This is a genomic window from Perlucidibaca piscinae DSM 21586, from assembly GCF_000420045.1.
Taxonomy (GTDB): Bacteria; Pseudomonadota; Gammaproteobacteria; order Pseudomonadales; family Moraxellaceae; genus Perlucidibaca; species Perlucidibaca piscinae.
In genome coordinates this window covers 36,297-62,843 of sequence record NZ_ATUE01000009.1, presented here as the reverse complement: position 1 = coordinate 62,843, position 26,547 = coordinate 36,297, and the positions used below count along the sequence as shown (strand labels likewise).

Here is a 26,547-nt window from a genome sequence, read left to right as displayed (position 1 = left end):
AGACAGGCCACTGTCGGAAAGCACGGGGTATAGCTCAGTCTGGTAGAGCGCTACGTTCGGGACGTAGAGGTCGTAGGTTCGAATCCTGCTATCCCGACCACTTCAGCTGGTCTCAGCGTGGTCGGTAACTTCCTTCACGATCCACCCCATCCGGATCGATCCGCAACACCATCACTGCCCTCTTGCACGCCGCATCGGTTAGCCTTTGACATGCCTGTTGTCCGAGACCTCGTACATGCTGCTGGATTGCCTTGACCGCTTCATCGCCGACCCCACCGCCAGCTCGCTGGAGCCGTTGCACGAACTCATGGACTACCTGCGTCCGTCCGCACGGGAAAACAGCGACGCCGCGATGCTGCGCCTGCAGATCCTGAACGGGACGCTGTCGCAGCACGCCATCTATCGCGATGCGCTCTGCCATTACCTGGGCGCCATCATGGGGCGCCATCGCCAGATCAGGCTCTATACCGACATTGGCCTGCTCGGCAACGAAACCGTGACCAGCGGCATCTGGCGCCGCCTTGGCGAGCGCCTCATCCCGCCGCTGCAGGATGACAGCTCGCTCAGCGACCTGTTCTCGCGCCTGACCCGCCGCGGCAAGGACAGCCACTGGATAGGCGACATTCCCGGCGAGCTCTGGGGCAGTCTGTTTGCCCTGTTGCGCCACTGCCACGACACGCCCGCACATGCCACCCATGCCCGTCAGCAACAGCTGGAGGCGCTGCGCGTGCTGGCACACCGCATCAGCGCACTGGGGCTGGAGCCGGAGCTGGTACGCAGCTACCCGGTGGTGGAAGCACTGGAGTCGCCGTTTCTGGCGCTCAATGCCGAGACCGAGCGCTATGTGCGCGAGCAGAACGGGCTCCTCCTGGAACAATACCTTGACGCCATCGATGCCCGCCAGATCGACGTGCTGATGGCGCAATGCCGCGAGGTCATACGCCGGGTACGCAAGCTCGCCGGCAGTCAGGGCGTCAGCGTCAGCCTGACCACCGTGCTGGTGCGCCTGGAGCAGTCGCTGGACAGACTCGAGCTGATCCTCGCGCTGCTCGACGCCGATGACAGCAACGCCCCGCTGCTGCTGGCCCAGTGCTGGCAAACCCTGGCCGCTGGCGAGCTGCAAAGTCACAGCATACGCGCCCTGCTGTCGCGCAACACGCAGCTGCTGGCACGCAACATCACCGAGCATGCCAGCGAGACTGGTGACCACTACATCACCACCGGACGCGAGGACTTCCGCCAGCTCGGCCTGTCAGCGGCCAAGGGCGGCGTGATCATCGCTGTCATGGCTCTGCTCAAGGTGCTCAGCGCCCGTCTGGTGATGGCCCCCTTCACCCAGGCCTTCCTGCACAGCATGAACTACTCGCTGGGCTTCATGCTCATCCACATGGTGCATGGCACGGTCGCCACCAAGCAGCCGGCGATGACCGCCTCGCATCTGGCCACCAGCGTCGAGGGCCTGCCCCGGCGCCAGGCCGAAAAACACCTGGGCGAACTGGCCCTGCTGTGCATCAGCGTGTTTCGCAGCCAGTTCATCGCCATCCTCGGCAACATCGGCATCGCGTTTCCGGTGGCATTGTCCATCGCGCTGCTCTGGGCCGGCGTTCAGGGCAGCAGCCCGGCCAGCGAGGCCAAGGCCCTGCGCCTGCTGCACGAGCTCGATCCGCTGCACAGCCTGTCACTGTTCCATGCCGCCATCGCGGGCTTCTTCCTATTCCTGTCCGGCCTGATTGCCGGCTACTACGACAACAAGGCCATCTACGCGCAGATACCTGAACGCATCGCGGCAGCACCGTGGATGCGCTGGCTGTCCGAGCCAGGGCGCAGGCGACTGGCGCACTATCTGCGCCTGAACCTGGGGGCACTGGCCGGCAACTTCTATTTCGGCATCATGCTGGGTAGCACCGCGACCATCGGTTACATCCTCGGCCTGCCCTTGGACATCCGCCATATCGCGTTCGCGGCCGCCAACTTCGCCTACGCACTGGCCGCGCTGGACTTCATGATCACCTGGCAGACCGCGCTTTTCACCATCGCAGGCATCGCCGCCATCGGCCTCACCAATCTCGGCGTCAGCTTCACGCTGGCACTCATGCTGGCCCTGAAATCACGCGGCGTGAAGTTCAGGCTCTGGCTGCCCCTGCTGCGCCTGATCGGACAGCACCTGTGGCGCCATCCGCGCGACTTCTTCTGGCCACCGGCAACAACAGCTAGCTGACACCTCCAGCACCGCCGCAAATGCAGAAGGGCGACCCGCGGGTCGCCCTTCTGCATTCAGTCAGCTGCTGACGTGGTCAGTGGGCCTGGGCCTTGCTGGCACCGATGCCGGTGTTCTGACGCACGTAGAGCTCGGTCCACTTCTCCTCGGCACGACGGTCACGACCATAGAGCAGGGAGCCCAGGACCACCGCCAGGAAGCCCAGCGGAATCGAGATCAGTCCCGGGTTCTTGAGCTCGATCAGGGGCTTCTCGAGACCGACTAGCGAGGTCGTTTCGTTGGCGTACTTGACCAGATCCTCTTCAGCCTTGATGACATCCTTGTCGAGCTTGGCCAGGGCCTTGGTCGTCGTGCCGCGAGCCTGCTCGGACAGCGTGGCGTCCGCCAGCTTGGCCTCCAGACCGGCGCGCTTCTCCGGCGCCTCGGCAATCATCTTGGCCGCGTCCGCCTTGACCTTGAGCGGATAGGTCATGTTAGGCGACACCAGCACCAGCGAGATGGCCGCCGTGGTGCCGATCAGCATGCCGGCGATGATGCCGCCGGTGTTGCAACGCTTCCAGTACAGGGTCAGCAGCACGCAGGGCAGATTGGCGGAGGCGGCGACCGCAAAGGCCAGGGCCACCAGATGTGCCACGTTCTGGCCCTTGGCAGCGATGCCGATGACGATGGCGATGGCGCCGACGATCACCGTCGAGATGCGGGCGGCACGCACCTGCTCCTCGGAGGTGGCGTGCTCGCCACGGATGACGCCGACATACAGGTCATGCGCCATGGCCGATGCCGAGGCCAGCACCAGACCGGCCACCACCGCCACGATGGTGGCGAAGGCCACGGCAGCGACGAAGGCGAGCATGAAGTTGCCCAACATGGAGTCAGCACCGCCACCCAGGAACTGGGCCAGCAGCGGTGCTGCCATGTTGCCACCCTTGTCGATCAGGGCGATGTCTGCAGAGCCGACATGAATGGCCGCACCCATGCCCAGGAAGATGGTCAGGACATAGAAGCCGCCGATGATGGCCATGGCCCAGACCACCGACTTGCGCGCTTCCTGCGCATTCGGCACGGTGAAGAAACGCATCAGGATGTGCGGCAGACCGGCCGTACCGAAGACCAGCGCCATGCCCAGCGAGAGCTGATCGAGCGGATCCTTCAGATACAGGCCCGGCTCGAGGAAGCGCTGCCCCAGCTCGGCGGCAGTCATGTTGCCAGCGGAGTCGCCCAGCAGCTTGGCCACCTGGGCCTGCACCTTGGCATCACCAACCACCGCTTCCAGGAAACCGGGCAGGCTGAAGCCGTAGGGCGCCCACACCATCATCACCAGGATGATGGATGCCGCCACCAGAAGAATGGCCTTGATGATCTGCACATAGGTGGTTGCCACCATGCCGCCGAACAGCACGTAGGCCAGCATGAGCACGCCGACCGCCATCACGGAGATCTCGTAATCGATGCCGATCAGCGTCTTCACCAGCACGCCGCCACCGACCATCTGCGCGGTCAGGTAGAAGGTCGACACGGTGATCACCGACAAGGCTCCGACGATGCGGGTCTTCTTCGGGTCATTGCGGTAGGCCAGGATGTCGGACAGCGTGTACTTGCCGATGTTGCGACAGGGCTCGGCAATCACCAGCAGCACCGTGATGTAGGCCACCAGCCAGCCCACGGAATACATGAAGCCGTCATAGCCGTACAGCGAGATCAGGCCGGCGATGCCCAGGAAGGAGGCTGCCGACAGGTAGTCACCCGCGATGGCCCAGCCGTTCTGCAGGCCGGAGATGCCGCCACCCGCCGTGTAGAAGTCCGAGGCCGAATGCACCTTCTTGGAGGCGACATAGGTCACGAACATGGTCAGCATGATGATGGCGCCGAACACCATGAAGGTCAGGAAGCGGTATTCCAGCGCTACCGCCCCTTCCGCAGCCAGTGCCACGGCGGGAATGCCCAGACCGAGCAGGCCGCCCAACCAGAGTTTTCTGCTCATGTCAGCGCCCCTCCGCATCGGCGACGATCTCGGCCGCCATAGCATCGAACTCGCGGTTGGCAATGCGCGAGTAGATGATCGCGACGCCCCAGGCCACGATGAACTCGGACAGCGCGAACACCAGGCCAACGTTCAGCGGGCCCCAGACCTGCTGCTTGAACAGGTCCTGCTGATAGGCCGCGCCCAGCGGCAGCAGGAAGTAATAGAAGATCGAGAACAGCATCAATCCGGACAGCACGCGGCGTTTGCGCGCCACCAGCGCCTGGAATTTCGGGCTGGCCGCTATGGCCTCCCAGTTTCTTTGTCTTGTCATTTTCAACTCCTTGGTCCGGGTTGCGAGACGCTGCACATGCGGCTCTATCCCACTTCATCGAGACTACGGAATCGGCAGGATATCGCTACGCGACTTTCGGAGTAGACGCGACGCCCGGAAACAGGAAGCCCGGCACAGGGCCGGGCTTCGCGAGCAACAGGATCAGCGGCGACGGGGGCCGCCGGGGCGACGCCCGCCCCCGCCGCCACCACCACCACCCGGACGACGCGGTGCCGGCTCGGCACCGGAGGCCCCGTGAATCACCGTCACCTCAGGGATGGGTGCCAGCAGTTCGGCAGGCGGATGCACGCAGTCCAGCTTGCGGCCGATGGCGGCTTCCAGCTCGGGAATCAGATGGCCGTCATCCTCGCAGGCAAAGCTGATGCTGGTACCGCTGGCGCCGGCACGGCCGGTACGACCGATGCGGTGCACGTAGTCATCCGTCTGCTCCGGCAACGTGAAGTTGACGACATGGCTGACGCCATCGACGTGAATGCCGCGACCGGCCACATCGGTGGCAACCAGCACGCTGATCTTGCCGGCCTTGAAGTTGTCCAGGGTCTTCACGCGCTTTTCCTGCGGCACGTCACCCGACAGCAGCGCACACGACAGGTTGTGCGCCTTCAGCACGTCGGTGAGGCGACGGGTCTGGTCACGGCGGTTGGCGAACACCATGACGCGCTCCAGCTTGTGCTGGGTGATCAGGTTGTAGAGCAGCGGAATCTTTTCATCGGTGGTGACGATGTAGACCTTCTGGTCGACGGTCTCCGTTGTCGCCTGGTCCTGCTCGATCTCCACGGTGACCGGGCAGAATGTCCACTGCGCCGACAGGTTGAGCACATCGCGCGTGAACGTGGCGGAGAACAGCAGGGTCTGGCGATGCGACTTCGGCGGCGTCAGACGCACGATGCGCTTGACGTCGGGAATGAAGCCCATGTCCAGCATGCGGTCAGCCTCGTCGATCACCAGCAGCTCGACCTGGTCGAGATGGACTTCCTGCTTGTTGGCGAAATCGATCAGACGGCCCGGTGTCGCCACCACGATGTCCACCGGCTTGTCATTGAGCTGACGGCGCTGCTTCTCGTAATCCATGCCGCCAACGAGGGTGACGACATTGAGGTCGGCATACTTGGCCAGTCCCTCGGCGTCCTTGGCGATCTGCAATGCCAGCTCGCGCGTCGGTGCCAGCACCAGCGCACGCGGCTCGCCGACATAGCGCTCCTCGCGAATGGGGTTCTTCAGCAGGTCGGCAATCACCGTGATGAGAAAGGCCGCGGTCTTGCCGGTACCTGTCTGCGCCCGACCGATGGCATCGTGCCCCGCCAGCGTGAAGCGCAGCACACGACCCTGGATAGGGGTGCAGAACTCGAAGCCGAGATCATCCACGGCACGCAGGATCTCGGACGGCAACGGCAGCTCGGCGAAACGCACGCGAGGCGCCGCCTCGACAACCACGGGAGCCTCAGGCTCATCGGTCACCACCGCCTCGGGCAAAGCCTCCGGCGCTGGCGCATGGGCATCAGCGGGTGCATCAATCTCGTCATTCATCTGTGTCGTCATCACAGTGCCTGCACGTCATCGGCCTGAAGGCCCTTGTCACCACGCTTGAGGAAGAAATCAACGCGCTGGCCTTCACGCAGGGTGCGATGGCCCTCGCCGCGAATGGCCCGGTAATGCACGAAAATGTCGTCGCCATTGTCGCGGGTAATGAAGCCGAAACCCTTGTTGGCATTGAACCACTTGACCTCGCCGGACTCGCGCGGCCCCTTCACGCGCACCGTGCGCGGCGGAATGCCAAGCAGCAGCAGCAGCAGGGCCGGAATGGCGAGGATGGCCAGTGACAGCCAGGCCTGGGTCGATACCTGGGGCTGGGCCAGCAAGGAAACGGCGACCATGAGGGCAAAGCCAGCGGATTGCAGCGTCAGAACCAGACGAACCGAGCGGCAACGCTTGAGATTGCGGGCACACCAGAAGAACAGCGGGGCCAGGGAAAGTTCCACGGTACCGAGAAGACGCACGGCATGCAGGGCATCGAGAGATGCAGGAGCGGAAAACGCCAACGGGAAAAAGGACAGCCAGACGGCTGGAATGGCCAACATGAACAGGCCATTGAGAACGTACGCCATGCCAAGCACTGAATACAGCAGGGCAACGCGTTGTTTGCTGCGCATAGTCAAACTCGAAAACACTCGGTTGGGCATCGGGCCAACACGATACCAATACCTGAGGCCGAGAAAGACAGGGGGAAAAGCCCGGCTCCCGATGCGGTAATAAAGGAGAAATCGGCTGGAAGAAAGCCGATGAGGGTGTCAGGGCAGACCGGAACGGTCTGCCCTGACCGGTGCATCAGTCCAGGGGCAGGACGTCTTCAGCCTGGAAGCCCTTCTGGCCCTTCACCACGCTGAATTCGACCTTCTGGCCGTCCCGCAGGGAGCGGTGGCCATCGCCACGAATGGCACGGAAGTGGACAAACACGTCTTCACCAGCTTGGCGCTGAATGAAACCGAAACCCTTGGCATCGTTGAACCACTTCACGGTGCCCTGCTCACGCTGCGACATAATCAACCTCAAAAAACACTGTATCGGATTCCCATGACCCACAATCCGCTACGCGCGCAAATGATTGAACATGGCGTTTTGTAGAGAAGGTGCCCACAGGCTTTTTGATTAGACACGGATTGGGCAGGCAACGCAACAATAAAAATGCATCTTGTCAAGCCGTTCAGCCCATCAGCTGGTTCAGACCATGATCAGCCAGCAGCGCCGCGAACAATCCGAGCAGATACACGATGGAAAACCCGAAAGTACGCATGGCCTGGGCAGGGTCATCGCCCTGTCGCAAGCGCCAGGCCTGCTGCATGAAACGCAGCGACAGCAGGCTGGACACCACCAGGTAAAGCTCGCCGGACATGCCGATCAGCCAGGGCATCACGGCCACGATGGCCAGCAGAATGGTGTAGTACCAGACACAGTCTGCGGTCAGCCTGACACCATGTGTCACCGGCAGCATGGGAATGCCGGCACGCGCGTACTCGTCGCGGCGGTGGATCGCCAGGGCCCAGAAATGCGGCGGCGTCCAGACAAAGATGATGAGCACCAGCAGCCAGGCCTGTGCCGACATCTCGCCGGTGACGGCGGCCCAGCCGAGCAGCGGCGGCAGCGCCCCGGAAAGACCGCCAATGACGATGTTCTGCGGTGTGGCCCGCTTCAGATAGCGGGTATAGATGCCGGCATAGCCAACCATGCCCAGCGCGGTCAGCCAGGCCGTGAGCGGATTTGCCCACAGCGTCAGGACGAGCATGGAGAGCGCCGCGAGAAAACCGGCCCAGAGCAGTGCCGCCGGTCCGGACACCGTGCCAGCCACCAGCGGACGCCCCTGGGTGCGCGCCATGACCGCATCGATGCGCTGATCGACCCACTGGTTGATCACGGCCGCCGAGGCCATGCCGGCCCAGAGCCCGGCCAGCACCAGCAGATACCGCCCGGGCGACATCAGGGCATGCGGCGCCAGTATCATGCCGACACCGGCAGTGACCATGAGCATGGCCACCACCCGGGGCTTGGTCAGCGCCCAGTAGGCACGCCAGGGAGCTGCAGCCTGCGCCATCATTACCGTTGCCATACCGTGCTCACCCTCTTCTCATGTCACGATGCAGGGCGAATGCCAGCATCACCAGCACCTGCAGCAGCAGGGCAGCCACCAGGTTGTGCGCCACCGCGTTCCACAGCGGCAGACCCGCCTTCACGTTGATCACGCCGAGCACCAGCTGCAGCAGCAGCAGCCCCGCGACCGCCATGGCGAAACCGCGATAGCGTCCGGAAGCGGCCTGCGACCACAGGCGCCAGACCAGTAATAGCAGAACCACGGTGGTGATCATGGCGCCGATGCGATGAGCGGCATGTATGGTCACCTTGGCGGAGGCATCGAGATGCGGCGCAAATTCGAAGGAGCGGTCATCGGGATGAAACAGCGCAAAGGCCTGTGCCGGACTCCAGGCCTGCTGCCAGCCAGGCTGGCAGATCGGAAGATCGGTGCAGACGGCCGCGGCGTAATTGGCTGCCGTCCAGCCGCCAAGAAAGATCTGCGCCAACACCACCACCAGCGCCACCCTCACCAGGGGACGCAAGTCTGCCGCTCGTGAACGGCTCAGTGCCGCCGATGCAAAGGCCGAGGACAGTCGCAAGCTGAGCAGCACCAGACCGGTCAAGGTCGCAAACCCGAGCAGCAGATGCGTGGTCACCACGGGCGGATAGAGCTTCTCGGTGACGGTCAGGGCCCCAAAGCCGCCCTGGCAGGAAACCAGCAGCAGCAGAGCCAAGGCGTGGCGCCAGGGCAGATCCGGGCGACTCCGTCGCAGCGTCCACAGCCAGCCGGCCATGACCAGGATGACGAAGCCGATGCCGGCCGCGAAGAAACGATGAATGGTTTCCGGCCAGGCCTTGGCCGGATCAACCACCTGACCGGGGTAGAGGGCACTGGCGCGCGCCAGAGCCTCGGGCGTGGTGGGCACCGTGTAATGGCCGTAGCAGGTCGGCCAGTCCGGGCAGCCCAGTCCGGCATCACGCAGGCGCGTCCAGGCGCCCAGGATGATGACCACCAGCACCAGCAGAACGGCGAGGCGGGAGAGTTGCACCAGACGTGCGCGAGTCGAGTCAGCCAATGCGGGATACCTTGAGCAGCTTCTGCAGATCGTCGAGCAGATCCTGGGCGGCCAGCACGGCGGCATGCGGATCTGCCGGCGGCACGTAGCGCAGCATGATCCAGCCCATGGGATCCATGATGTGCCAGCGACCGCTGGCCGCCAGGTCGGCAGCCGCCAGCTCGCTGTGCATGACGCGCACCTGCGGATCGCGCCGCAGGGCATCCGGCACGGCGGCACTGCCGGCGCCACTGATCAGCAGAACGCCCACACGGTCACGGTAGCGCCCCAGGCCGGCCTGCATGCGCGGCAAGGCCTCCCAGCTGTTGCGGCAGGCAGCGTCGCAGTCGGCGGGCACCACGTAGATGATCCACCAGCGTGAGGCAAGACCGGATGACGTGCTGGCAGCCTCCCCGGGCACCCAGGTCGTGAGCGCCAGCGGCGGCGTCAGCAGCTTGCCCTTGTTGGTCTGTCCGCCGGCAAACCAGCCGCGCTCATACGCCACCTGTCCCAGCCACAGCGGCAGCACCACGCTGGCCAGCATGGCCAGAAGCACCCAGCGCGCCGACCGGCGACGCGTTTCCCCCGACCTCATCACCTCTCCTCCCCGCTGGCGGCATGCCGCCAGAACGCCCACCAGCACAGGCACCATGCCAGTGCCAGCGCCAGCCATTGCACGGCATAGCCGCGATGCTGATCCGGTCCCATGCGCTGCGTGGTACGCGGTGCCCAGTCCCGCAGATAGCCACCAGGAACCTCGGGCGACAATCTGACCGTCCACGCCAGCAAGGGCAGCTGCCAATACTGCGCCCAATGCGCCGGCTCGATGCGCCCGGCGCGCCAGAGTCCGCGCTCGCGCTGCGGCGCGCCGGCAACGACATAGGCCGGCGGCAGGTCGGCAACACCAATGATCTCGCTCACAGCGGGAACCTGACGACGAATGGCGGGACCACCCTGACGATCGCTGGGCTGCCAGCCCAGATTGACGAGCACGGCCTGACGGCCGTCCGCGGCGTGAAACACGGCAAACACTTCCTGCCCGGCGCGCCCTTTGCGCAACTGGTTATCCAGCGCGACCAGAAACCGATCATCGAATCTGCCCTGCAGGCGCACTGGCCGGTCGGCGACATCCTCCCCCAGCGCCCGCATGCCTTGCCAATCCAGCGCCGCCAGCCCGGCTCGCGACTGCTCGCGATCACGCAAGGTCTGCTTCTCGGCAGCACGCTGCCACTGCCAGAACGCCAGCGACAGCAGCACGAGCAGCCCGGCCAGCGCCATCGCCAACGGGCCCCACGCCCATCGGCGTTGACCGCTCGTCGCCTGCGGCCGGCTCACTACATCCCCCATGCCTATACTCCGCTTCACATCACAACGGAGAGACACGTCATGCTGAACATTTTCATCCTGCTGGCACTGGCCCTGGTGGTATGGCAACTCGCGGTTGCACTGCGCGCCATGTCACGCGGCGCCAAGGGCGACCCGCAACAGCTGCTGCAGGCACTGAAGCGACGCGTGATCCTGTCCATACTCATTGTTGCCGCCCTGTTCGTCATGGGCGCGCTCGGCCTGATCGAGCCCCACGGCCTCAGCACCTGATCAGAGCCAGTACACCGTCACGAACAGGAACAGCCAGACAACATCGACGAAGTGCCAGTACCAGGCCGAGGCCTCGAACGCGAAATGGCTGTCCGGCGTCATGTGACCCTTCATGGAGCGAAGGGTCATGACGATGAGCATCAGGGTGCCGATGGTGACGTGCAGACCGTGAAAGCCGGTCAGCATGAAAAAGGTCGAGCCGTAGATGCCGGCATCCAGGGTCAGCCCCAGTTCGGCATAGGCATGCTGGTACTCGTAGACCTGGCAGGCCAGGAAGATCACGCCCAGCAGCGCGGTCAGCGCCAGGAACCCGACCTGGCGACGACGATCGCCCACCAAAAGAGCATGATGGGCAATGGTCAGCGTCACCGACGAGGTCAGCAGGATCACCGTGTTGACGAACGGCAGTCCCCACGGCCCCATGGCCTGCGTGGTCTCGCCACTGGGCATCTTCACCAGCGGCCACAGTGCCTGGAACTGCGGCCACAGCACCTCGTGGGTCATGGCACCCTTGCCCTCGCCCCCCAGCCACGGCACGCTGAACTGACGCGCGTAGAACAGGGCGCCGAAGAACGCCGCAAAGAACATGACCTCGGAGAAGATGAACCAGGTCATGCCCTGGCGATAGGAACGATCCATCTGCAGGGAGTTCATGTGCCCCATGCTTTCCCGGATGGTGTCACGGAACCAGAGGAACATCAGGGCGAAGATGCCCAGCAGGCCGATCGGGAACAGGAAGTTCAGCGTGCCCTCGTTGGCGGCGATGCCCGACTGGCTGTGCGACTGGATCATGTTGCCGGCACCAAGCACGAAGACGAACAGCACGGCGGAGCCGAAGATGGGCCAGGGACTCGATTCCGGCACGTAGTAGTGCGTCGGCTTGTCAGCATGCGGCAGATTGCTGGTGTGGGTCATCACGCACATCTCCTCGTATCAGGGTTTCGCGTCACAACGTCGGGGCCTGGTCAGCCTGACGATAGAAGCGGTATGCCAGTGTCACGGTCCGGACATGCCTGGGCAGATCCGGGTCGATGTAGAAGATCAGCGGCATGTCCAGCCGCTGGCCTGCCTGCAGGGTCTGCTCCTCGAAGCAGAAGCACTGCGTCTTCTTGACGTGCGCCGCGCCGGCCGCGGGCGCCACCGAGGGGATGGCCCGCCCCGTGACGGCCTCGCTGGCCTCGTTGACGACATGAAACGAGACCTGGTTGATCTGTCCGGGTCGTACCGTCATCACGCGCCGGTCACCGGCAAACTGCCAGGGCAGACCGGCATCCACCGAGGTCACGAACTCCACCGTGACGGTTCGATCAGACACCACACCCGGTGTTTCGCCGGCCGCCATCGCCGAGGGCTTGCCATTGAGACCGGTGATCTCGCAGAACACCCGGTAGATCGGCGGCATCACGAACAGCGCAAACACGAACATGGCCACGCCGACACCCGACAGCCAGCACAGCTGCCGGGTGATCGATGGTGACGAGGCCATGTCCTGACTCACTTCACGGTCGGCGGTTCGGAGAAGGTGTGGTACGGCGCCGGGCTGGGCACGGTCCACTCCAGGCCGTCAGTCACCTGCCAGGGATTGGCCGGCGCCTTGGGCTGGCGCTTCAGGGTCAGCAGCACGGCAATGAACAGAAGCTGGCTGGCACCGAACCAGAAACCGCCGATGGAGATCCAGAAGTTGAGGTCGGCAAACTGCATGGAGTAGTCGGCATAGCGGCGCGGCATGCCGGCCAGCCCGACGAAGTGCATCGGGAAGAACAGCAGGTTTACCGACAGCAGCGAGCTCCAGAAGTGCAGCTTGGCGAGGCGCTCGTTGAACCAGTGGCCGGACCACTTGGGCAGCCAGTAGTAGGCGCCGGCAAAGATCGCGAACAGGGAGCCGGTGACCAGCACGTAGTGGAAATGCGCCACCACGAAATAGGTGTCGTGGTACTGGTAGTCGGCCGGCGTGATGGCCAGCATGAGTCCGGAGAAGCCGCCGATGGTGAACAGCACCACGAAGGCCAGCGCGAACAGCATGGGCACCTCGAAGCTGATCGAACCGCGCCACATGGTCGCGACCCAGTTGAACACCTTCACGCCGGTCGGCACCGAGATCAGCATGGTCATGTACATGTAGAACAGCGAGCCGGCCAGCGGCAGGCCGGTGGTGAACATGTGGTGGGCCCAGACCACGAACGACAGCAAGGCGATCGAGGCCGTGGCATAGACCATGGAGGAGTAGCCGAACAGCGGCTTGCGCGCGAACACCGGAATGATGGCCGAGACGATCCCGAACGACGGCAGGATCATGATGTAGACCTCGGGATGTCCGAAGAACCAGAAGATGTGCTGGAACAGCACCGGATCACCACCACCGGCGGCACTGAAGAAGCTGGTGCCGAAGTGACGGTCGGTGAGCATCATGGTGACCACGCCCGCCAGCACCGGCATCACGGCGATGAGCAGGAACGCGGTGATCAGCCAGGTCCACACGAACAGCGGCATCTTCATCAGCGTCATGCCGGGGGCGCGCAGATTGAGAATGGTGACGACCACGTTGATGGCGCCGAGGATGGACGAGATGCCCATCAGGTGCACGGAGAAGATGAAGAAGTCGGTGCTAGCCGGACCGTAGGTGGTGGACAGCGGCGCGTAGAAGGTCCAGCCGAAGTTGGGTGCCGGACCGCCGCCCATGACCGAGATCACCACCGAGCCGATGAGCATGGCAAAGGCGAACGGCAGCAGCCAGAACGAGAAGTTGTTGAGACGCGGCAAGGCCATGTCCGGGGCACCGATCATCATCGGCACCATCCAGTTCGCGAAACCGGTGAAGGCCGGCATGATGGCGCCGAAGACCATGAGCAGACCATGCACCGTGGTCATCTGGTTGAAGAAGTCCGGCTGCACCAGCTGCATGCCCGGATACATCAGCTCGGCACGGATGACCATGGCCGCCAGCCCGCCGCAGAGCAGCATCAGGAAGGCGAACACCAGGTACATCGTGCCGATGTCCTTGTGATTGGTGGTGGTGAACATGCGCTGCCAGAACGGCTTCAGCGCATGATGATGGTCGTGGTCATGGGCCGGGTGGGACAAGACGTGTTCTCCGCTCATTTGACCATCTCCGCAGGCTGCACCAGATCACCCGTGCTGTTGCCCCAGGCGTTGCGTTCGTACGTCACCACTGCCGCCATTTCGCGCGGGGTGAGAATGGCCTTCCAGGCCGGCATGGCGTTCTTGCCAGCCACCACGATGTCGATGTGCTCGCCCAGACGCGTCTTGGTGGTAGCCATGGCACTGCCCTTCAAGGCCGGGAACATCGGTGGCAGACCCTCGCCGTTGACCTGGTGGCAGGCGGCGCAGCGTGCGGTGTAGACAGCCTCGCCCTCCTTCATGGCGGCATCCAGCGACGGGAACTTGTAGTCCACGGACGCGGCAGCGGCCTTGGCCTCCTCGGCGGCACGCACCTTGGCCTGCTTCAGCCAGGTCTTGAATTCGGCATCGGAGCGCGCCTCGACAACGATGGGCATGAAGGCGTGATCCTTGCCGCAGAGCTCGGCGCAGCGACCGCGGTAGACCCCTTCCTTGCCGGCCGGAACCTCGGTCCAGAGCTCGTTGATGAAGCCGGGCACGGCATCGCGCTTGAGCGCGAAGTCCGGCACCCACCAGGCATGAATGACGTCATCGGACGTGACCAGGAAACGCACCTTCTTGCCGGTGGGAATCACCAGTGGACGATCGACCTCGATCAGGTAGTTGGGGTGCTTCTCGAAATCGGGCAGGTTGCTGCTGCCGAAACCGCCCGCCTGACGCTCGTACTGCTCGCGCGGCGTCGACAGGGCGGACAGGAAGCCGACACCGACGTCCTTGTCATCCCCGTAGGTCAGGTATTCGTAATGCCATTTCCACTGCGAACCGGTGACACGGATGGTGAGGTCGGAATCCGCCGTGTCGTTCATGGCCACCAGCACCTTGGTTGCCGGAATCGCCATGCCGATGAGGATGAGAAAGGGAATCACCGTCCAGATGATTTCCACGGTCGTGCTTTCGTGGAAATTGGCGGCCACCGCCCCCTTGGACTTGCGGTGATGCAGGATGGACCAGAACATCATGCCGAACACCACCAGACCAATGGCGATGCAGATATAGAGAATGGTGCGGTGCAGGGAAAAGACCTGGTTGCTGATGTCGGTGACGCCAGCCGTCATGTCCCAGCCTGAGGCTGCCAGCACGGGAAGGGGTAGAAGACAACACACGCCAGCAACGTAACGCATGACCACGGAATTCCGCATGCAACCTGCCCTCCAGTCTGTCGGGGTTGACCCGCCGGGACGAACTGCATGGCGTGTGATGAGCCGGGAGACTGATCGGACCCGCCGCGCGTTCACCTCTTGTTCTTTCTGGACCCGAGAGTAGGAGCTTTGTTTGCCCGGTGTCCAGTCGGTCACCGGGCTTGCCGTTCATCGACCGACGACCGGCTGAATGGCGACTTCCGCATGCCATTCGGCGGCTGCCGGCAGGCTTTGTCCCAAAAAGCACACACTGTGCTGCAAGGTGATTGCCTGGCCTGCGGGCTTTCGCTATCTTGCCGAGCAACTTGTCCGGCATTTGGCGTCAATCGCTGCCATTTGCAGCCATACGGCCGCTATCATCGCCGCTGCAGGACATCACATCCATTCAGGAAGCCCGCCTCATGCCTGCCCTGCTTGTCTTGCACGGACCCAACCTGAATCTGCTCGGACAACGCGAGCCCGGCCTCTACGGCGCCGAGACCCTGGACAGCATCAACAAGCGTCTGCTGGCACAGGCCGAACAGGCCGGCGTCAGCCTGGAATGCTTCCAGAGCAATCACGAAGGCGCCCTGGTCGACCGCATACACCAGGCCGGCCAGGATGGCACTCGCTGCATCCTGATCAATCCGGCGGCCTACACCCACACCTCGGTGGCACTCCGCGACGCCCTGCTCGGCGTCAGCATTCCGTTCATCGAGGTGCATCTGTCCAACGTGCATGCCCGTGAGCCGTTCCGGCAGCACTCGTATCTGTCCGACAAGGCCATCGGCGTGATCACCGGTCTCGGTGCCCACGGCTACGAGCTGGCCCTGTCTCATGCCCTGCGCCTGCTGCGCAGCGCCCACTGAATTCATTGAGGAGAGTTTCATGGACATTCGCAAGATCAAGAAGCTGATCGAGCTGGTGGAAGAGTCCGGCATCGACGAGCTGGAAATCACCGAAGGCGAGGAATCGGTACGCATCGCCCGCAACAGGGCACCGAACGCGGTCAGCTACAGCCTGCCGCCGGCAGCCGCCGCCATGCCGGCCCCGATTGCCGCACCGGCGCCGGCGCCCGCTCCCGCTGCTGCCAGCACCAAGGGCACGGCTCCGGCCGCCAGCGAACCCTCCACCAATGGTCATGTTCAGCGCTCGCCCATGGTTGGCACCTTCTACCGCTCGCCGGCTCCCGGCTCCGCCCGCTTCGTCGAGATCGGTGCCACGGTCAAGCCGGGTGACACCATCTGCATCATCGAGGCCATGAAGATGATGAACCAGATCCAGGCGGACAAGGGCGGCGTCATCGAGAGCATCCTGGTCGAGGACGGCCAGCCGGTGGAATACGACCAGCCGCTGTTCACCATCGTCTAAGCGGAGATCACCGACATGCTGGACAAGGTGGTCATCGCCAACCGTGGCGAAATTGCGCTGCGCATCCTGCGCGCCTGCAAGGAGCTCGGCATCAAGACCGTGGCGGTCTACTCCAAGGCCGACCGCGACCTGCTGCACGTGCGTCTTGCCGACCAGGCCGTGTGCATCGGTCCGGCGCCTAGCAAGGACTCCTACCTCAATATTCCGGCGCTGATCTCGGCGGCGGAAGTCACCGACGCCCAGGCCATACACCCCGGCTACGGCTTCCTCGCCGAAAACGCCGACTTCGCCGACGCGGTCGAGAAGTCCGGTTTCAGGTTCATCGGTCCGCGCGCCGAATCCATCCGCATGATGGGTAACAAGGTGTCAGCGATCGTGGCCATGAAGGCGGCCGGCGTGCCCACCGTGCCGGGCTCGGATGGCGCCGTGACCGCTGATGACGCCCTCGAGATGGCACGCAAGATCGGTTTGCCGATCATCATCAAGGCAGCTGCCGGCGGGGGTGGCCGCGGGATGCGCGTGGTCTACGAAGAACACGAGGTGCTGAACGCGCTGGCCATCACCAAGGCCGAAGCCGGTGCCGCCTTCGGTGACGACACCGTGTACATGGAGAAGTTCCTGATCCATCCACGCCATGTCGAGATCCAGATCATCGGCGACGGCGAAGGCAAAGCCATCCACCTCTTCGACCGCGACTGCTCGCTGCAGCGCCGCCACCAGAAAGTGGTCGAGGAGGCACCGGCACCCGGCATTCCGCAGCATATCCGCGAGGAGGTCTATGCCGCCTGCGTGCGTGCCTGCGAGCAGATGAAGTATCGCGGCGCCGGCACCTTCGAGTTTCTCTACGAGAACGAGCGTTTCTACTTCATCGAGATGAACACGCGCGTGCAGGTCGAGCATCCGGTCACCGAGATGATCACCGGCGTCGACATCATCCAGGAACAGCTGCGCGTCGCCGCCGGCCTCGGCCTGTCGGTGACCCAGGACCAGATCACGCTACGCGGGCATGCCGTGGAAAGCCGGATCAATGCCGAGGATCCGCGCACCTTCATGCCCTGCCCCGGCAAGGTCAACTACTACCACGCCCCCGGCGGCCCCGGCATCCGCATGGACTCGCACCTGTACTCCGGCTACAGCGTGCCGCCCAACTACGACTCGCTGATCGGCAAGCTCATCGCCTACGGCCCGAGCCGCGACGTGGCCCTGCGCCGCCTGCGCAACGCGCTCGACGAGATCGTGGTCGACGGCATCAAGAGCAACATCTCGCTGCACCGTGACGTCATCCTCAACGATGAAGCCTTTCTCAAGGGCGGCGTGGACATCCATCACCTGGAGAAGAAGCTGGGCCTGGGCTGACACCCGCCTGCGTCAAGGGGTTGTGCCCTGGGGCTGATGTCTTCCGTCAGACATCAGCCCCAGGGCACAACCCCTTTTTCATACCTTTTCAGACCAGCGTCTGACTACAAAATCGCCAGCAAGACGACTACACTTCGCGGTCTTTTCCAAGGAGCCCGCGAATGTCCTGGCTGCAACTCAAGATCGAGACCCAGAAGGCGCATGCGCCTCAGTACGAAGCCCTGCTGGAGACCGTGGGGGCGGCCGCCGTGCTGATGGAGGACTCCGCGGATCAGCCCCTGCTGGAACCACCGCCCGGGGCACAGCCGCTGTGGGACGCAACCCGTGTAATCGGCCTGTTCGTGGTCGACTCCGAGATGGATGCCGTGGTCGAGTTCATGGAGGCCGAGCTCGGCCATGCCCTGCCACCACACCGCATCGAGGTGCTGGAGGACAAGGACTGGGAACGCGCCTGGATGGACAACTACCACCCCATGTGCTTCGGTGACCGCCTCTGGGTGGTACCGAGCTGGACGCCCCCCCCGCGCCCCGACGCCATCAACCTGCTGCTGGATCCGGGCCTGGCCTTCGGTACCGGCACCCACCAGACCACCGCGCTGTGTCTGGAGTGGCTGGATGGTCTGGACCTCAAGGACAAGGTCGTTGTCGACTACGGCTGCGGCTCCGGCATCCTCGCCGTGGCCGCCCTGCTGCTGGGTGCCCGCGAAGCCTGGTGCGTCGACCTCGATCCGCAGGCGCTGACCGCGACCCGCGACAATGCCGAGCGCAACGGCGTGGCCGAGCGCGTCAAGATGTTCATGCCCGAGGACTTCCCTGCCGACTTCAACCATGGCCAGGGGGCCGATGTCGTGGTCGCCAACATTCTCGCCGGCCCGCTGGGCATGCTGGCGCCGACCCTGACCGGGCTGCTGCGATCCGGCGGCGAGATCGCGCTGTCTGGCATCATCCTGTCGCAAGTGGACGAATTACGCGCTATTTATAGCCAGTGGTGCGACATGGACGGCCTCGCCACCCGCGACGAGGACTGGTGCCGCCTGTCCGGCCGTCGACACTGAAACCGGATTGAACGAGAGGGGACGCGCCATGGCAGAGATCACCAGCACCGGCACACGCCCGGGCACGCCCCTGACGGCACCGCAAGCGACAACCACCACCCCGCCCTCACGGCGCCTGTCCTGGCTGCTCCTGCTCGGCCTGCTGCTGATCGCGGCACAGCTGCTCTGGCTGCTGCGCCCGCTCTGGCTGGCGCATCCCGGTGTGCGCCAGGTTCTGACACCGGTGGTGACCGCGCTGGGCAGCAGCCTGGAGCGCCCCGTCCTGCGTGACGTCTGGCAAACCAGCCGAGTCGACCTGGTGGCGGATGCCGCCACGCCTGGCGTCTGGCAGGTCAGTGCCGTGCTCATGCACTCCGCGCGCATCCTGCAGCCCTGGCCCGTGCTTGAACTGCAGATGAAGAACGAGGCCGGCGACATCGTGGGCTCGCGCCAGCTGATGCCGTCGGACTACCTGCCTGCCTCCGGCGCCGTTGACCTGCTGGAAGGCGAGCAGCCGGTGCAGATACAGGTGGGCATTCGCCAGCGCGCGGCGGCTGATGGCAGCTACCCGGCGTTCGCCAGCGCCGCCTTGACGCCGCAGCCCTGATGAGCTTCCTGCAACCGCTCATGCTCGGTCCGCACCAGATCGAGACGCCGCTGGCGCTGGCCCCCATGGCCGGGGTCACCGACCGCCCCTTCCGGCAACTCTGCCGGTCGCTGGGCGCCGGTCATGTGGTGTCCGAGATGGTGTCATCCGAGACCCGTCTCTGGCACACCGACAAGTCACGCTTCCGCCTTGACCACAGCGGCGAACCGGGACCGGTCACCGTGCAGATTGTTGGCTACGACCCCGATATGCTGGCCGAGGCCGCACGTCAGAACGTCGCTCGCGGCGCCGAGATCATCGACATCAACATGGGCTGTCCGGCCAAGAAGGTCTGCAATCGCCTCGCCGGCTCCGCCCTGATGCAGGACGAGGCCCTGGTCAAGCGCATCCTGCATGCCGTGGTTGCCGCCGTGGACGTGCCGGTGACACTGAAGACGCGTACCGGCTGGAACCGCGACAACCGCAACGGCGTCACCATCGCGAAGATTGCCGAACAGGCCGGCATCCGCATGCTGTCCATTCATGGCCGCACGCGCGCGGACAAGTACCTCGGCGAGGCCGAATACGACACCATCGCCGCCATCAAGCGGGCGGTGAGCATTCCGGTGCTGGCCAATGGCGACATCGACACTGCGGAAAAGGCGCGGCGAGTATTTGAGCACACCGGTTGCGATGGTATTATGGTCGGACGCGGTGCCCATGGCCGTCCATGGGTGTTCCGTGAAATCGCTCACTTCCTGAGAACCGGCAACTCACTGCCTCCTCCCACCCTGGAGGAATGCGGTGACATCGTGTTGTGCCATCTGCGCAGCCTGCATGCCTTCTACGGTGAGCACCTGGGTGTCCGCTTCGCACGCAAGCACCTGGGTTGGTATGCCGACACGTTGCCGGAGGGCCGTGCGCTCAGCCGGCAGTTCAATGCCATGACCGAGGCTGACCAGCAGATCGCGCTGGTCAGCGAGTATTTTTTGCGCCGGGTCGACGACCGGCGGCCCGTGGCCGCCGCCTGACACCCGCACACTTTCGAGAGTTACACGCATGGACATGTCCGTCATCAAGAAACCGCTGACCAGCACCAGCACCCGCCCCAACCAGACCCTGCGCGACCATGTCGAGCTTGCCATGCGCAACTACTTTGCCCATCTGGATGGCGAACGTGCGACCGAGGTCTACGACATGGTCCTCGCCGAGGTGGAAACCCCGCTGCTGGAAGTGGTCCTTGAGTACACGCGCGGCAACCAGACTCGCGCTTCCGAGATTCTCGGCCTCAATCGCGGCACGCTGCGCAAGAAGCTCAAGCAACACGGCCTGATGAACTGACAGCCGGCAGACGACGCCCGGATCGTGATGGTCCGGGCGTTTCTTTTCATACTCCTCAGCACGACCCGAGCCCGAACATGACCCAACGTGTGCAGCGCGCCCTGATCAGCGTTTCCGACAAGACCGGCATTGTTGCCTTTGCCCGCGAGCTGGCTGCCGCCGGCGTCCACCTGCTCTCCACCGGCGGCACCTTCAAGCTGCTGCAGAGCGAGGGCGTGGCGGTGACCGAGGTCTCCGACTACACCGGCTTCCCGGAAATGATGGACGGCCGCGTGAAGACGCTGCACCCCAAGATTCATGGCGGCATTCTCGGCCGTCGCGGCCAGGATGACGCGGTCATGGCCGCGCACGGCATCGGCGGCATCGACCTGGTGGTGGTCAACCTCTACCCCTTCGCTGCCACCGTCGCCAAGGCTGACTGCACGCTGCCTGACGCCATCGAGAACATCGACATCGGTGGCCCGACCATGGTGCGCTCGGCTGCCAAGAACCACGCCCATGTCGGCATCGTGGTGAACGCGTCGGACTACGACACCGTGCTGGCCGAAGTGAAGGCCACCGGCGGCCTGTCGTACGAAACCCGCTTCGACCTGGCCGTGAAGGCCTTCGAGCACACTGCCGGCTACGACGGCATGATCGCCAACTACCTCGGCGGTCTGGTTGGCTCGACCAAGGGCGACCTGGCTGCCCGCGATACCTTCCCGCGCACCTTCAACACCCAGTTCTTCAAGGCCCAGGATCTGCGCTACGGCGAGAACCCGCATCAGCGTGCCGCCTTCTACAGGGAAGCCGCGCCCAAGGAGGCCTCGGTTGCCACCGCGAAGCAGCTGCAAGGCAAGGAGCTGTCGTACAACAACATCGCTGACACCGATGCCGCCCTGGAATGCGTGAAGAGCTTCGCCAAGCCGGCCTGCGTCATCGTCAAGCACGCCAACCCCTGTGGCGTCTCCGTGGTGCCGGATGCCGAAGGCGGCATCCGCAAGGCCTATGACCTGGCTTACGCCACCGACCCGGAATCGGCGTTTGGCGGCATCATCGCCTTCAACCGCGAACTCGATGCCGACACCGCCAAGGCCATCGTCGACCGCCAGTTCGTCGAAGTCATCATCGCCCCCAGCGTGACCGCGGAAGCCCTGGCCGTGACCGCCGCCAAGCAGAACGTGCGCGTGCTGACCTGCGGTGCTCTGCCTGACATCACCTCGCGCGCCACGCAGTGGGATTTCAAACGCGTCACCGGCGGCCTGCTGGTGCAGGATCAGGACCTGGGCATGATCAAGGACAGCGATCTCAAGATCGTGACCAAGCGCGCGCCGACCGAAGCCGAGATCCACGACCTGATCTTCGCCTGGAAGGTCGCCAAGTACGTGAAGTCCAATGCCATCGTGTACGCGAAGAACCGCCAGACCGTGGGCGTTGGTGCCGGCCAGATGAGCCGCGTCAACTCCGCGCGCATCGCCGCCATCAAGGCCGAGCACGCCGGCCTGCAGGTGCAGGGTGCCGTGATGGCCTCGGATGCCTTCTTCCCGTTCCGCGACGGCATCGACAATGCCGCCAAGGCAGGCATTGCGGCCATCATCCAGCCGGGCGGCTCGATGCGTGACGCCGAGGTGATCGCGGCGGCTGACGAAGCCGGCATCGCCATGGTGTTCACGGGCATGCGGCATTTCCGACACTGATCGAGAGGAGCGGCTGCCGGATGGTGCCAGTCACTGTCCGGGACCGCCGCGAGTACGTCCTTGTAGGCTCTCGTGCGCCATCCATGGCGCACGATGTCCCGGACAGTGACTGGCACCACCCGGCAACCTCGGCACGTGTCCGTGCCTTGAACTGACCACCGCGCCTCGCCGAAACGTCATCGAGCGGGTGCAACGAATTGACCTCGGCCCTGCTGCTGCGGTGTGGCGGGGTACGTGGAAGCGTCATGCGCCATGGATGGCGCATGCGAGCCCCCAGGGACGGGTTCACGGCGTCTTCCACGTACCCCGCCACACCGCAACAGCAAGGCCCCTGAACAAGGCGATGAGAAACATGAAGATTCTGCTGCTCGGCTCCGGTGGCCGTGAACATGCCCTGGCCTGGAAACTGGCCCAGGATCCCCGCGTCGAGACGGTCTTCGTCGCCCCCGGCAACGCCGGCTCCGCGACCGAAGCCAAGTGCCGCAACGTGGCGCTGGACATCCTCGACAACGCAGCCCTGGTCGCGTTCGCGCAGTCGGAAGGCATTGCGCTGACCGTGGTCGGCCCGGAAGCCCCGCTGGTCAACGGCGTGGTCAATGCCTTCCGTGCCGCCGGCCTGAAGATCTGGGGTCCGACCCAGCACGCCGCCCAGCTCGAGGGTTCCAAGGCCTTTGCCAAGGATTTCCTGGCACGCCACGACATCCCGACCGCGTTCTACCAGGTCTTCACCGATACCGATGCCGCCCTCGCCTACGTGCGCGAGAAAGGTGCGCCCATCGTGATCAAGGCTGACGGCCTGGCCGCCGGCAAGGGCGTCATCGTCGCCATGACGCTGGCCGAGGCGGAAGAAGCCATCATCGACATGCTGGCGGGCAACAAGTTCGGCTCGGCCGGCGCGCGCGTCGTGGTCGAGCAGTTCCTGGAGGGCGAGGAAGCCTCGTTCATCGTCATGGTCGATGGCAGGAATGCCCTCGCCATGGCCACAAGCCAGGATCACAAGCGCATCGGCGATGCCGACACCGGCCCCAACACCGGCGGCATGGGCGCCTACTCGCCGGCCCCGGTGGTGACAGCCGAGGTGCATGCGCGCGTGATGCGCGAGGTCATCATGCCGACCGTCAACGGCATGATCAGCGAAGGCCATCCCTACACCGGCTTCCTGTACGCCGGCCTGATGATCGACGACAGCGGCGCGCCGCGCGTAATCGAGTTCAACTGCCGCTTCGGCGACCCCGAGACGCAGCCGGTGATGATGCGCCTGCGCAGCTCGCTGGTGGCACTGGTGGAAGCCGGCATCGCCGGTGAACTGGACCGGATCGAGGCCGACTGGGACCCGCGTGCGGCGCTGGGCGTGGTCATGGCTGCCGGCGGCTATCCCGGCGACATCCGCAAGGGTGACGTGATCAGCGGCCTCGGCCAGGAAGCGGCGGATGCCAAGGTCTTCCATGCCGGCACCGCGCTGAAGGATGGCGAGGTGGTGACCAGCGGCGGCCGCGTGCTCTGCGCCACCGGCCTCGGTGCGACGGTTTCGGAAGCCCAGGCGGCCGCCTATGCCGAAGTGGCGAAGGTGAGCTGGACGGGCGAATACCACCGCAGCGACATTGGCTACCGTGCGGTGGCGCGAGAACAGGGTCGCGGCTGACCGCCCGACACTGCCGGCAGCACCTGAAAGCCCTCTCCGGAGGGCTTTTTCATGCCTCCGTTTCACGTATCCTCAGGCGCCAGCATGGACGCGCCTGCCTGCCACCAAAGCGAGACCCGTCAGTCGGACGGAAACGGCCCTGTATAACCCGCGTACTGGACGCCGATGCTATACTCCGGCGCTTGATAACAGCACCCCGTACAAGCGAGAGACACTATGGATGAGGCACTGCGCAAAGCGGCACTCGACTACCACGAGTTTCCCCAGCCCGGCAAGATCAGCGTCACGCCCAGCAAGCAGCTGAGCAACCAGCGTGACCTGGCACTGGCCTACTCGCCTGGCGTCGCCGCGCCCTGCGAGGAAATCGAGCGCGACCCCTCCACCGTTTCCCGCTACACCGCCCGTGGCAACCTGGTTGCCGTGATCACCAATGGCACCGCCGTGCTCGGCCTGGGCGACATCGGACCGCTGGCCTCGAAGCCGGTGATGGAAGGAAAGGGCGTGCTGTTCAAGAAGTTCGCCGGCATCGATGTCTTCGACATCGAGATCAACGAGCGCGACCCCGAGAAGCTGGTCGACATCATCGCGTCTCTGGAGCCGACCTTCGGTGGCATCAACCTCGAGGACATCAAGGCACCGGAATGCTTCTACGTCGAGAAAAAGCTGCGCGAACGCTGCAAGATTCCGGTCTTCCACGATGACCAGCACGGTACCTCGATCATTGTCGGCGCTGGCCTGCTCAATGCCCTCAAACTGGTCGACAAGAAGATCGAGGACATCCGCATCGTCTGCTCCGGGGCTGGCGCCGCCGCCATTTCCTGTCTCGAGCTGCTGATCTCCCTGGGCGCGCGCCGCGAAAACATCTTCGTGACCGACTCCAAGGGCGTGATCCACAGCGAGCGCAGCGGCCTGGATGAAAGCAAGCAGCGCTTCGCCCAGAAGACCGATGCCCGTACCCTGGAGGACCTGTTCGCCGGTGCCGACATGTTCCTCGGCCTGTCCACGGCCGGGATCGTGTCGCAGGACATGGTCAAGCAGATGGCTCGCGACCCCATCATCTTCGCGCTCGCCAACCCGACCCCGGAAATCCTGCCGGAGATTGCCAAGGCCGCTCGTCCGGATGCCATCATGGCCACCGGTCGCTCGGACTACCCGAACCAGGTCAACAACGCGCTCTGCTTTCCCTATATCTTCCGCGGCGCGCTGGACTCCGGTGCCACCACCGTCAACGAGGCCATGAAGATTGCCTGCGTGCACGCGATCGCTCGCATGGCGCACGCCGAGTCTGCCGATGCGGTGCTCGGCGAAAGTCTGCGCTTCGGTCGCGACTACATCATTCCGCGTCCGCTGGATCCGCGCCTGATCATGGCGATTGCCCCGGCTGTCGCCCAGGCCGCCATGGACAGCGGCATCGCCACACGCCCGATCACCGACTTCGCCGCCTACCGCCAGCGCCTGTCCGAATTCGTCTACAACTCGGCCTTCATCATGAAGCCGGTGTACGCGAAGGCCAAGCAGCAGCCCAAGCGCGTGGTGTTCTGTGAAGGCGAGGATGACCGCGTGCTGCGTGCCGTGCAGATCATCGTCGATGAAGGCCTGGCGCGCCCCATTCTGGTGGGACGCCCCGGTGTCATCACGGAACGCATCGAGCACCTCGGGCTGCGCGTGCGCGCAGGCTCCGAGATCGAGATCGTCGACCAGGACAACTACCCGCAGTACGAGCAGTTCTGGCAGCACTACCACCGCACGCTGGAGCGTCGCGGCGTCGGCGAGGAACTGGCCAAGCGCGAGGCGCGCCGGCGCACCACGCTGATCGGTGCCCTGCTGGTGGAGTTCGGTCACGCCGACGGCATGATCTGCGGCTCCTTTGCCAACTACGGCCTGCACCTGAGCTACGTGCGTCGCACCATCGGCCTGCGTCCCGGCGCCAAGGCCTTCGCGGCCATGAACGTGCTGATGCTGCAGGACCGCACCCTGTTCATCGCCGACACCTACGTCAACCCTGATCCGAGCGCGGAAGAGCTGGCCGACATGACGCTGCTTGCCGCCGAAGCAGTGCGCAACTTCGGCATCACCCCGAAAGTCGCGCTGCTGTCGCATTCCAATTTCGGCAACGAGGACACGCCCAGCGCACGCAAGATGCGCGAGGTGTTCCAGCTGCTGCAGGATCGCGCGCCGGAACTGGAAGTCGAAGGCGAGATGCATGGCGATGCGGCGCTCGACGAGCACATCCGCAACCGGGTCTTCCCGAACTCGCGTCTCAAGGGCTCGGCCAACCTGCTGATCATGCCCAACATCGATGCCGCCAACATCTCCTTCAACCTGCTCAAGACCGCCAGCGGCAATGGCGTCACCGTCGGCCCCATCCTGCTGGGCGCCAGCAAGCCGGTACACATCATGTCGCCGAGCTGCACCGTGCGCCGCATCGTCAACATGACTGCGCTGACCGTCGCAGAGGCCGCCGCGCGCGGCTGACCCGCCATCCCGGCCCCGAGCGACTCGGGGCCGGGCAGCTGCCCTTCCCTGCCGGCCTGGTG

25 protein-coding genes, 1 tRNA gene and 1 pseudogene are annotated in these 26,547 nt (G+C 64.5%); 14 read left to right on the top strand and 13 right to left on the bottom strand.

Annotated elements, in window-relative coordinates; all coding sequences use genetic code 11:
- Positions 1–23: 23 nt before the first annotated feature.
- Positions 24–100 (top strand) — tRNA-Pro (locus tag F595_RS0110960).
- A 135-nt stretch (positions 101–235) separates the two neighbouring features.
- Positions 236–2,218, top strand: a complete 1,983-nt coding sequence (locus F595_RS0110955; protein ID WP_022956921.1) for a site-specific recombinase — start codon at positions 236–238, stop codon at positions 2,216–2,218.
- A 76-nt stretch (positions 2,219–2,294) separates the two neighbouring features.
- On the opposite strand, the gene F595_RS0110950 is transcribed toward F595_RS0110955, so the two are convergent.
- The 9 genes from F595_RS0110950 to F595_RS14295 form a co-directional block, all read right to left on the bottom strand.
- Positions 2,295–4,199: a solute symporter family protein gene (locus F595_RS0110950; RefSeq protein ID WP_040568619.1), complete on the bottom strand. Its 1,905-nt coding sequence runs from the start codon at positions 4,197–4,199 to the stop codon at positions 2,295–2,297.
- Between the two features lies 1 nt (position 4,200).
- Complete coding sequence (locus tag F595_RS0110945) at positions 4,201–4,512, bottom strand: DUF485 domain-containing protein (RefSeq protein ID WP_022956919.1); 312 nt, start codon at positions 4,510–4,512, stop codon at positions 4,201–4,203.
- Between the two features lie 162 nt (positions 4,513–4,674).
- On the bottom strand, positions 4,675–6,072 hold the full coding sequence (gene rhlB / locus F595_RS13870) for an ATP-dependent RNA helicase RhlB (RefSeq protein WP_084683035.1): 1,398 nt from the start codon (positions 6,070–6,072) through the stop codon (positions 4,675–4,677).
- Positions 6,072–6,683 carry a cold-shock protein gene (locus tag F595_RS14950; RefSeq protein ID WP_322782717.1) on the bottom strand — a complete coding sequence of 204 codons (612 nt, stop codon included), beginning with the start codon at positions 6,681–6,683 and terminating at the stop codon, positions 6,072–6,074. Before F595_RS14950 ends, rhlB begins: the two co-directional genes overlap by 1 nt.
- Before the next feature lie 175 nt (positions 6,684–6,858).
- Positions 6,859–7,071, bottom strand: coding sequence for a cold-shock protein (locus F595_RS0110930; protein WP_022956916.1), 213 nt, complete (start codon positions 7,069–7,071; stop codon positions 6,859–6,861).
- Between the two features lie 163 nt (positions 7,072–7,234).
- On the bottom strand, positions 7,235–8,134 hold the full coding sequence (cyoE, locus tag F595_RS0110925) for a heme o synthase (protein WP_040568618.1): 900 nt from the start codon (positions 8,132–8,134) through the stop codon (positions 7,235–7,237).
- Positions 8,135–8,141: 7 nt separating this feature from the next.
- The gene (locus tag F595_RS0110920; protein WP_026913524.1) at positions 8,142–9,173 is read right to left on the bottom strand and encodes a COX15/CtaA family protein; all 1,032 of its coding nucleotides are present in this window, start codon (positions 9,171–9,173) and stop codon (positions 8,142–8,144) included.
- Positions 9,166–9,747 (bottom strand): hypothetical protein, encoded by a 582-nt coding sequence (locus tag F595_RS14700; RefSeq protein ID WP_022956913.1) that lies wholly within the window; start codon positions 9,745–9,747, stop codon positions 9,166–9,168. The genes F595_RS0110920 and F595_RS14700 overlap by 8 nt, the downstream gene beginning before the upstream one ends.
- Positions 9,747–10,430, bottom strand: coding sequence for an SURF1 family protein (locus tag F595_RS14295; RefSeq protein WP_022956912.1), 684 nt, complete (start codon positions 10,428–10,430; stop codon positions 9,747–9,749). The genes F595_RS14700 and F595_RS14295 overlap by 1 nt, the downstream gene beginning before the upstream one ends.
- Before the next feature lie 108 nt (positions 10,431–10,538).
- Here F595_RS14295 and F595_RS0110905 point away from each other — a divergent pair, with 108 nt between their 5' ends.
- Positions 10,539–10,748 carry a DUF2909 family protein gene (locus tag F595_RS0110905; RefSeq protein WP_022956911.1) on the top strand — a complete coding sequence of 70 codons (210 nt, stop codon included), beginning with the start codon at positions 10,539–10,541 and terminating at the stop codon, positions 10,746–10,748.
- Here the strand turns inward: F595_RS0110905 and F595_RS0110900 are convergent, their stop codons facing one another.
- From F595_RS0110900 to coxB, 4 genes are read right to left on the bottom strand one after another with little or no spacing between them, the layout of a single operon-like run.
- Positions 10,749–11,663: a cytochrome c oxidase subunit 3 gene (locus F595_RS0110900; RefSeq protein WP_051144704.1), complete on the bottom strand. Its 915-nt coding sequence runs from the start codon at positions 11,661–11,663 to the stop codon at positions 10,749–10,751.
- Positions 11,664–11,694: 31 nt separating this feature from the next.
- Positions 11,695–12,234: a cytochrome c oxidase assembly protein gene (locus F595_RS13860; protein ID WP_022956909.1), complete on the bottom strand. Its 540-nt coding sequence runs from the start codon at positions 12,232–12,234 to the stop codon at positions 11,695–11,697.
- Positions 12,235–12,242: 8 nt separating this feature from the next.
- Complete coding sequence (gene ctaD, locus F595_RS0110890; protein ID WP_026913522.1) at positions 12,243–13,847, bottom strand: cytochrome c oxidase subunit I; 1,605 nt, start codon at positions 13,845–13,847, stop codon at positions 12,243–12,245.
- Positions 13,844–15,007, bottom strand: a complete 1,164-nt coding sequence (gene coxB, locus F595_RS0110885) for a cytochrome c oxidase subunit II (protein ID WP_051144703.1) — start codon at positions 15,005–15,007, stop codon at positions 13,844–13,846. The genes ctaD and coxB overlap by 4 nt, the downstream gene beginning before the upstream one ends.
- A 419-nt stretch (positions 15,008–15,426) precedes the next feature.
- On the opposite strand from coxB, the gene aroQ reads away from it, so the two are divergent.
- From aroQ to F595_RS14940, 11 genes and pseudogenes are all read left to right on the top strand, one after another.
- Positions 15,427–15,873 carry a type II 3-dehydroquinate dehydratase gene (aroQ, locus tag F595_RS0110880; RefSeq protein WP_022956906.1) on the top strand — a complete coding sequence of 149 codons (447 nt, stop codon included), beginning with the start codon at positions 15,427–15,429 and terminating at the stop codon, positions 15,871–15,873.
- A 19-nt stretch (positions 15,874–15,892) separates the two neighbouring features.
- Entirely contained in the window at positions 15,893–16,375 is a 483-nt protein-coding gene (accB, locus tag F595_RS0110875; RefSeq protein ID WP_022956905.1) for an acetyl-CoA carboxylase biotin carboxyl carrier protein, read from the top strand.
- A gap of 15 nt (positions 16,376–16,390) precedes the next feature.
- On the top strand, positions 16,391–17,731 hold the full coding sequence (accC, locus tag F595_RS0110870) for an acetyl-CoA carboxylase biotin carboxylase subunit (RefSeq protein ID WP_022956904.1): 1,341 nt from the start codon (positions 16,391–16,393) through the stop codon (positions 17,729–17,731).
- A 161-nt stretch (positions 17,732–17,892) separates the two neighbouring features.
- Positions 17,893–18,786 carry a 50S ribosomal protein L11 methyltransferase gene (prmA, locus tag F595_RS0110865; protein WP_022956903.1) on the top strand — a complete coding sequence of 298 codons (894 nt, stop codon included), beginning with the start codon at positions 17,893–17,895 and terminating at the stop codon, positions 18,784–18,786.
- 28 nt (positions 18,787–18,814) lie between these two features.
- Entirely contained in the window at positions 18,815–19,372 is a 558-nt protein-coding gene (locus F595_RS0110860; RefSeq protein ID WP_022956902.1) for a DUF3426 domain-containing protein, read from the top strand.
- Between the two features lie 8 nt (positions 19,373–19,380).
- Positions 19,381–20,382: a tRNA dihydrouridine synthase DusB gene (gene dusB, locus F595_RS0110855; RefSeq protein WP_156873876.1), complete on the top strand. Its 1,002-nt coding sequence runs from the start codon at positions 19,381–19,383 to the stop codon at positions 20,380–20,382.
- 28 nt (positions 20,383–20,410) lie between these two features.
- Entirely contained in the window at positions 20,411–20,692 is a 282-nt protein-coding gene (gene fis / locus F595_RS0110850; RefSeq protein ID WP_022956900.1) for a DNA-binding transcriptional regulator Fis, read from the top strand.
- A gap of 77 nt (positions 20,693–20,769) precedes the next feature.
- Positions 20,770–22,368: a bifunctional phosphoribosylaminoimidazolecarboxamide formyltransferase/IMP cyclohydrolase gene (gene purH, locus F595_RS0110845; protein ID WP_026913518.1), complete on the top strand. Its 1,599-nt coding sequence runs from the start codon at positions 20,770–20,772 to the stop codon at positions 22,366–22,368.
- A 352-nt stretch (positions 22,369–22,720) separates the two neighbouring features.
- On the top strand, positions 22,721–24,010 hold the full coding sequence (purD, locus tag F595_RS0110840) for a phosphoribosylamine--glycine ligase (RefSeq protein WP_022956898.1): 1,290 nt from the start codon (positions 22,721–22,723) through the stop codon (positions 24,008–24,010).
- 207 nt (positions 24,011–24,217) lie between these two features.
- A pseudogene (locus F595_RS14945) lies at positions 24,218–25,435 on the top strand (malic enzyme-like NAD(P)-binding protein); the annotation flags it as partial.
- Positions 25,409–26,485 (top strand): phosphate acyltransferase, encoded by a 1,077-nt coding sequence (locus F595_RS14940; RefSeq protein WP_322782718.1) that lies wholly within the window; start codon positions 25,409–25,411, stop codon positions 26,483–26,485. The pseudogene F595_RS14945 and the gene F595_RS14940, both read left to right, overlap by 27 nt.
- Positions 26,486–26,547: the final 62 nt, after the last annotated feature.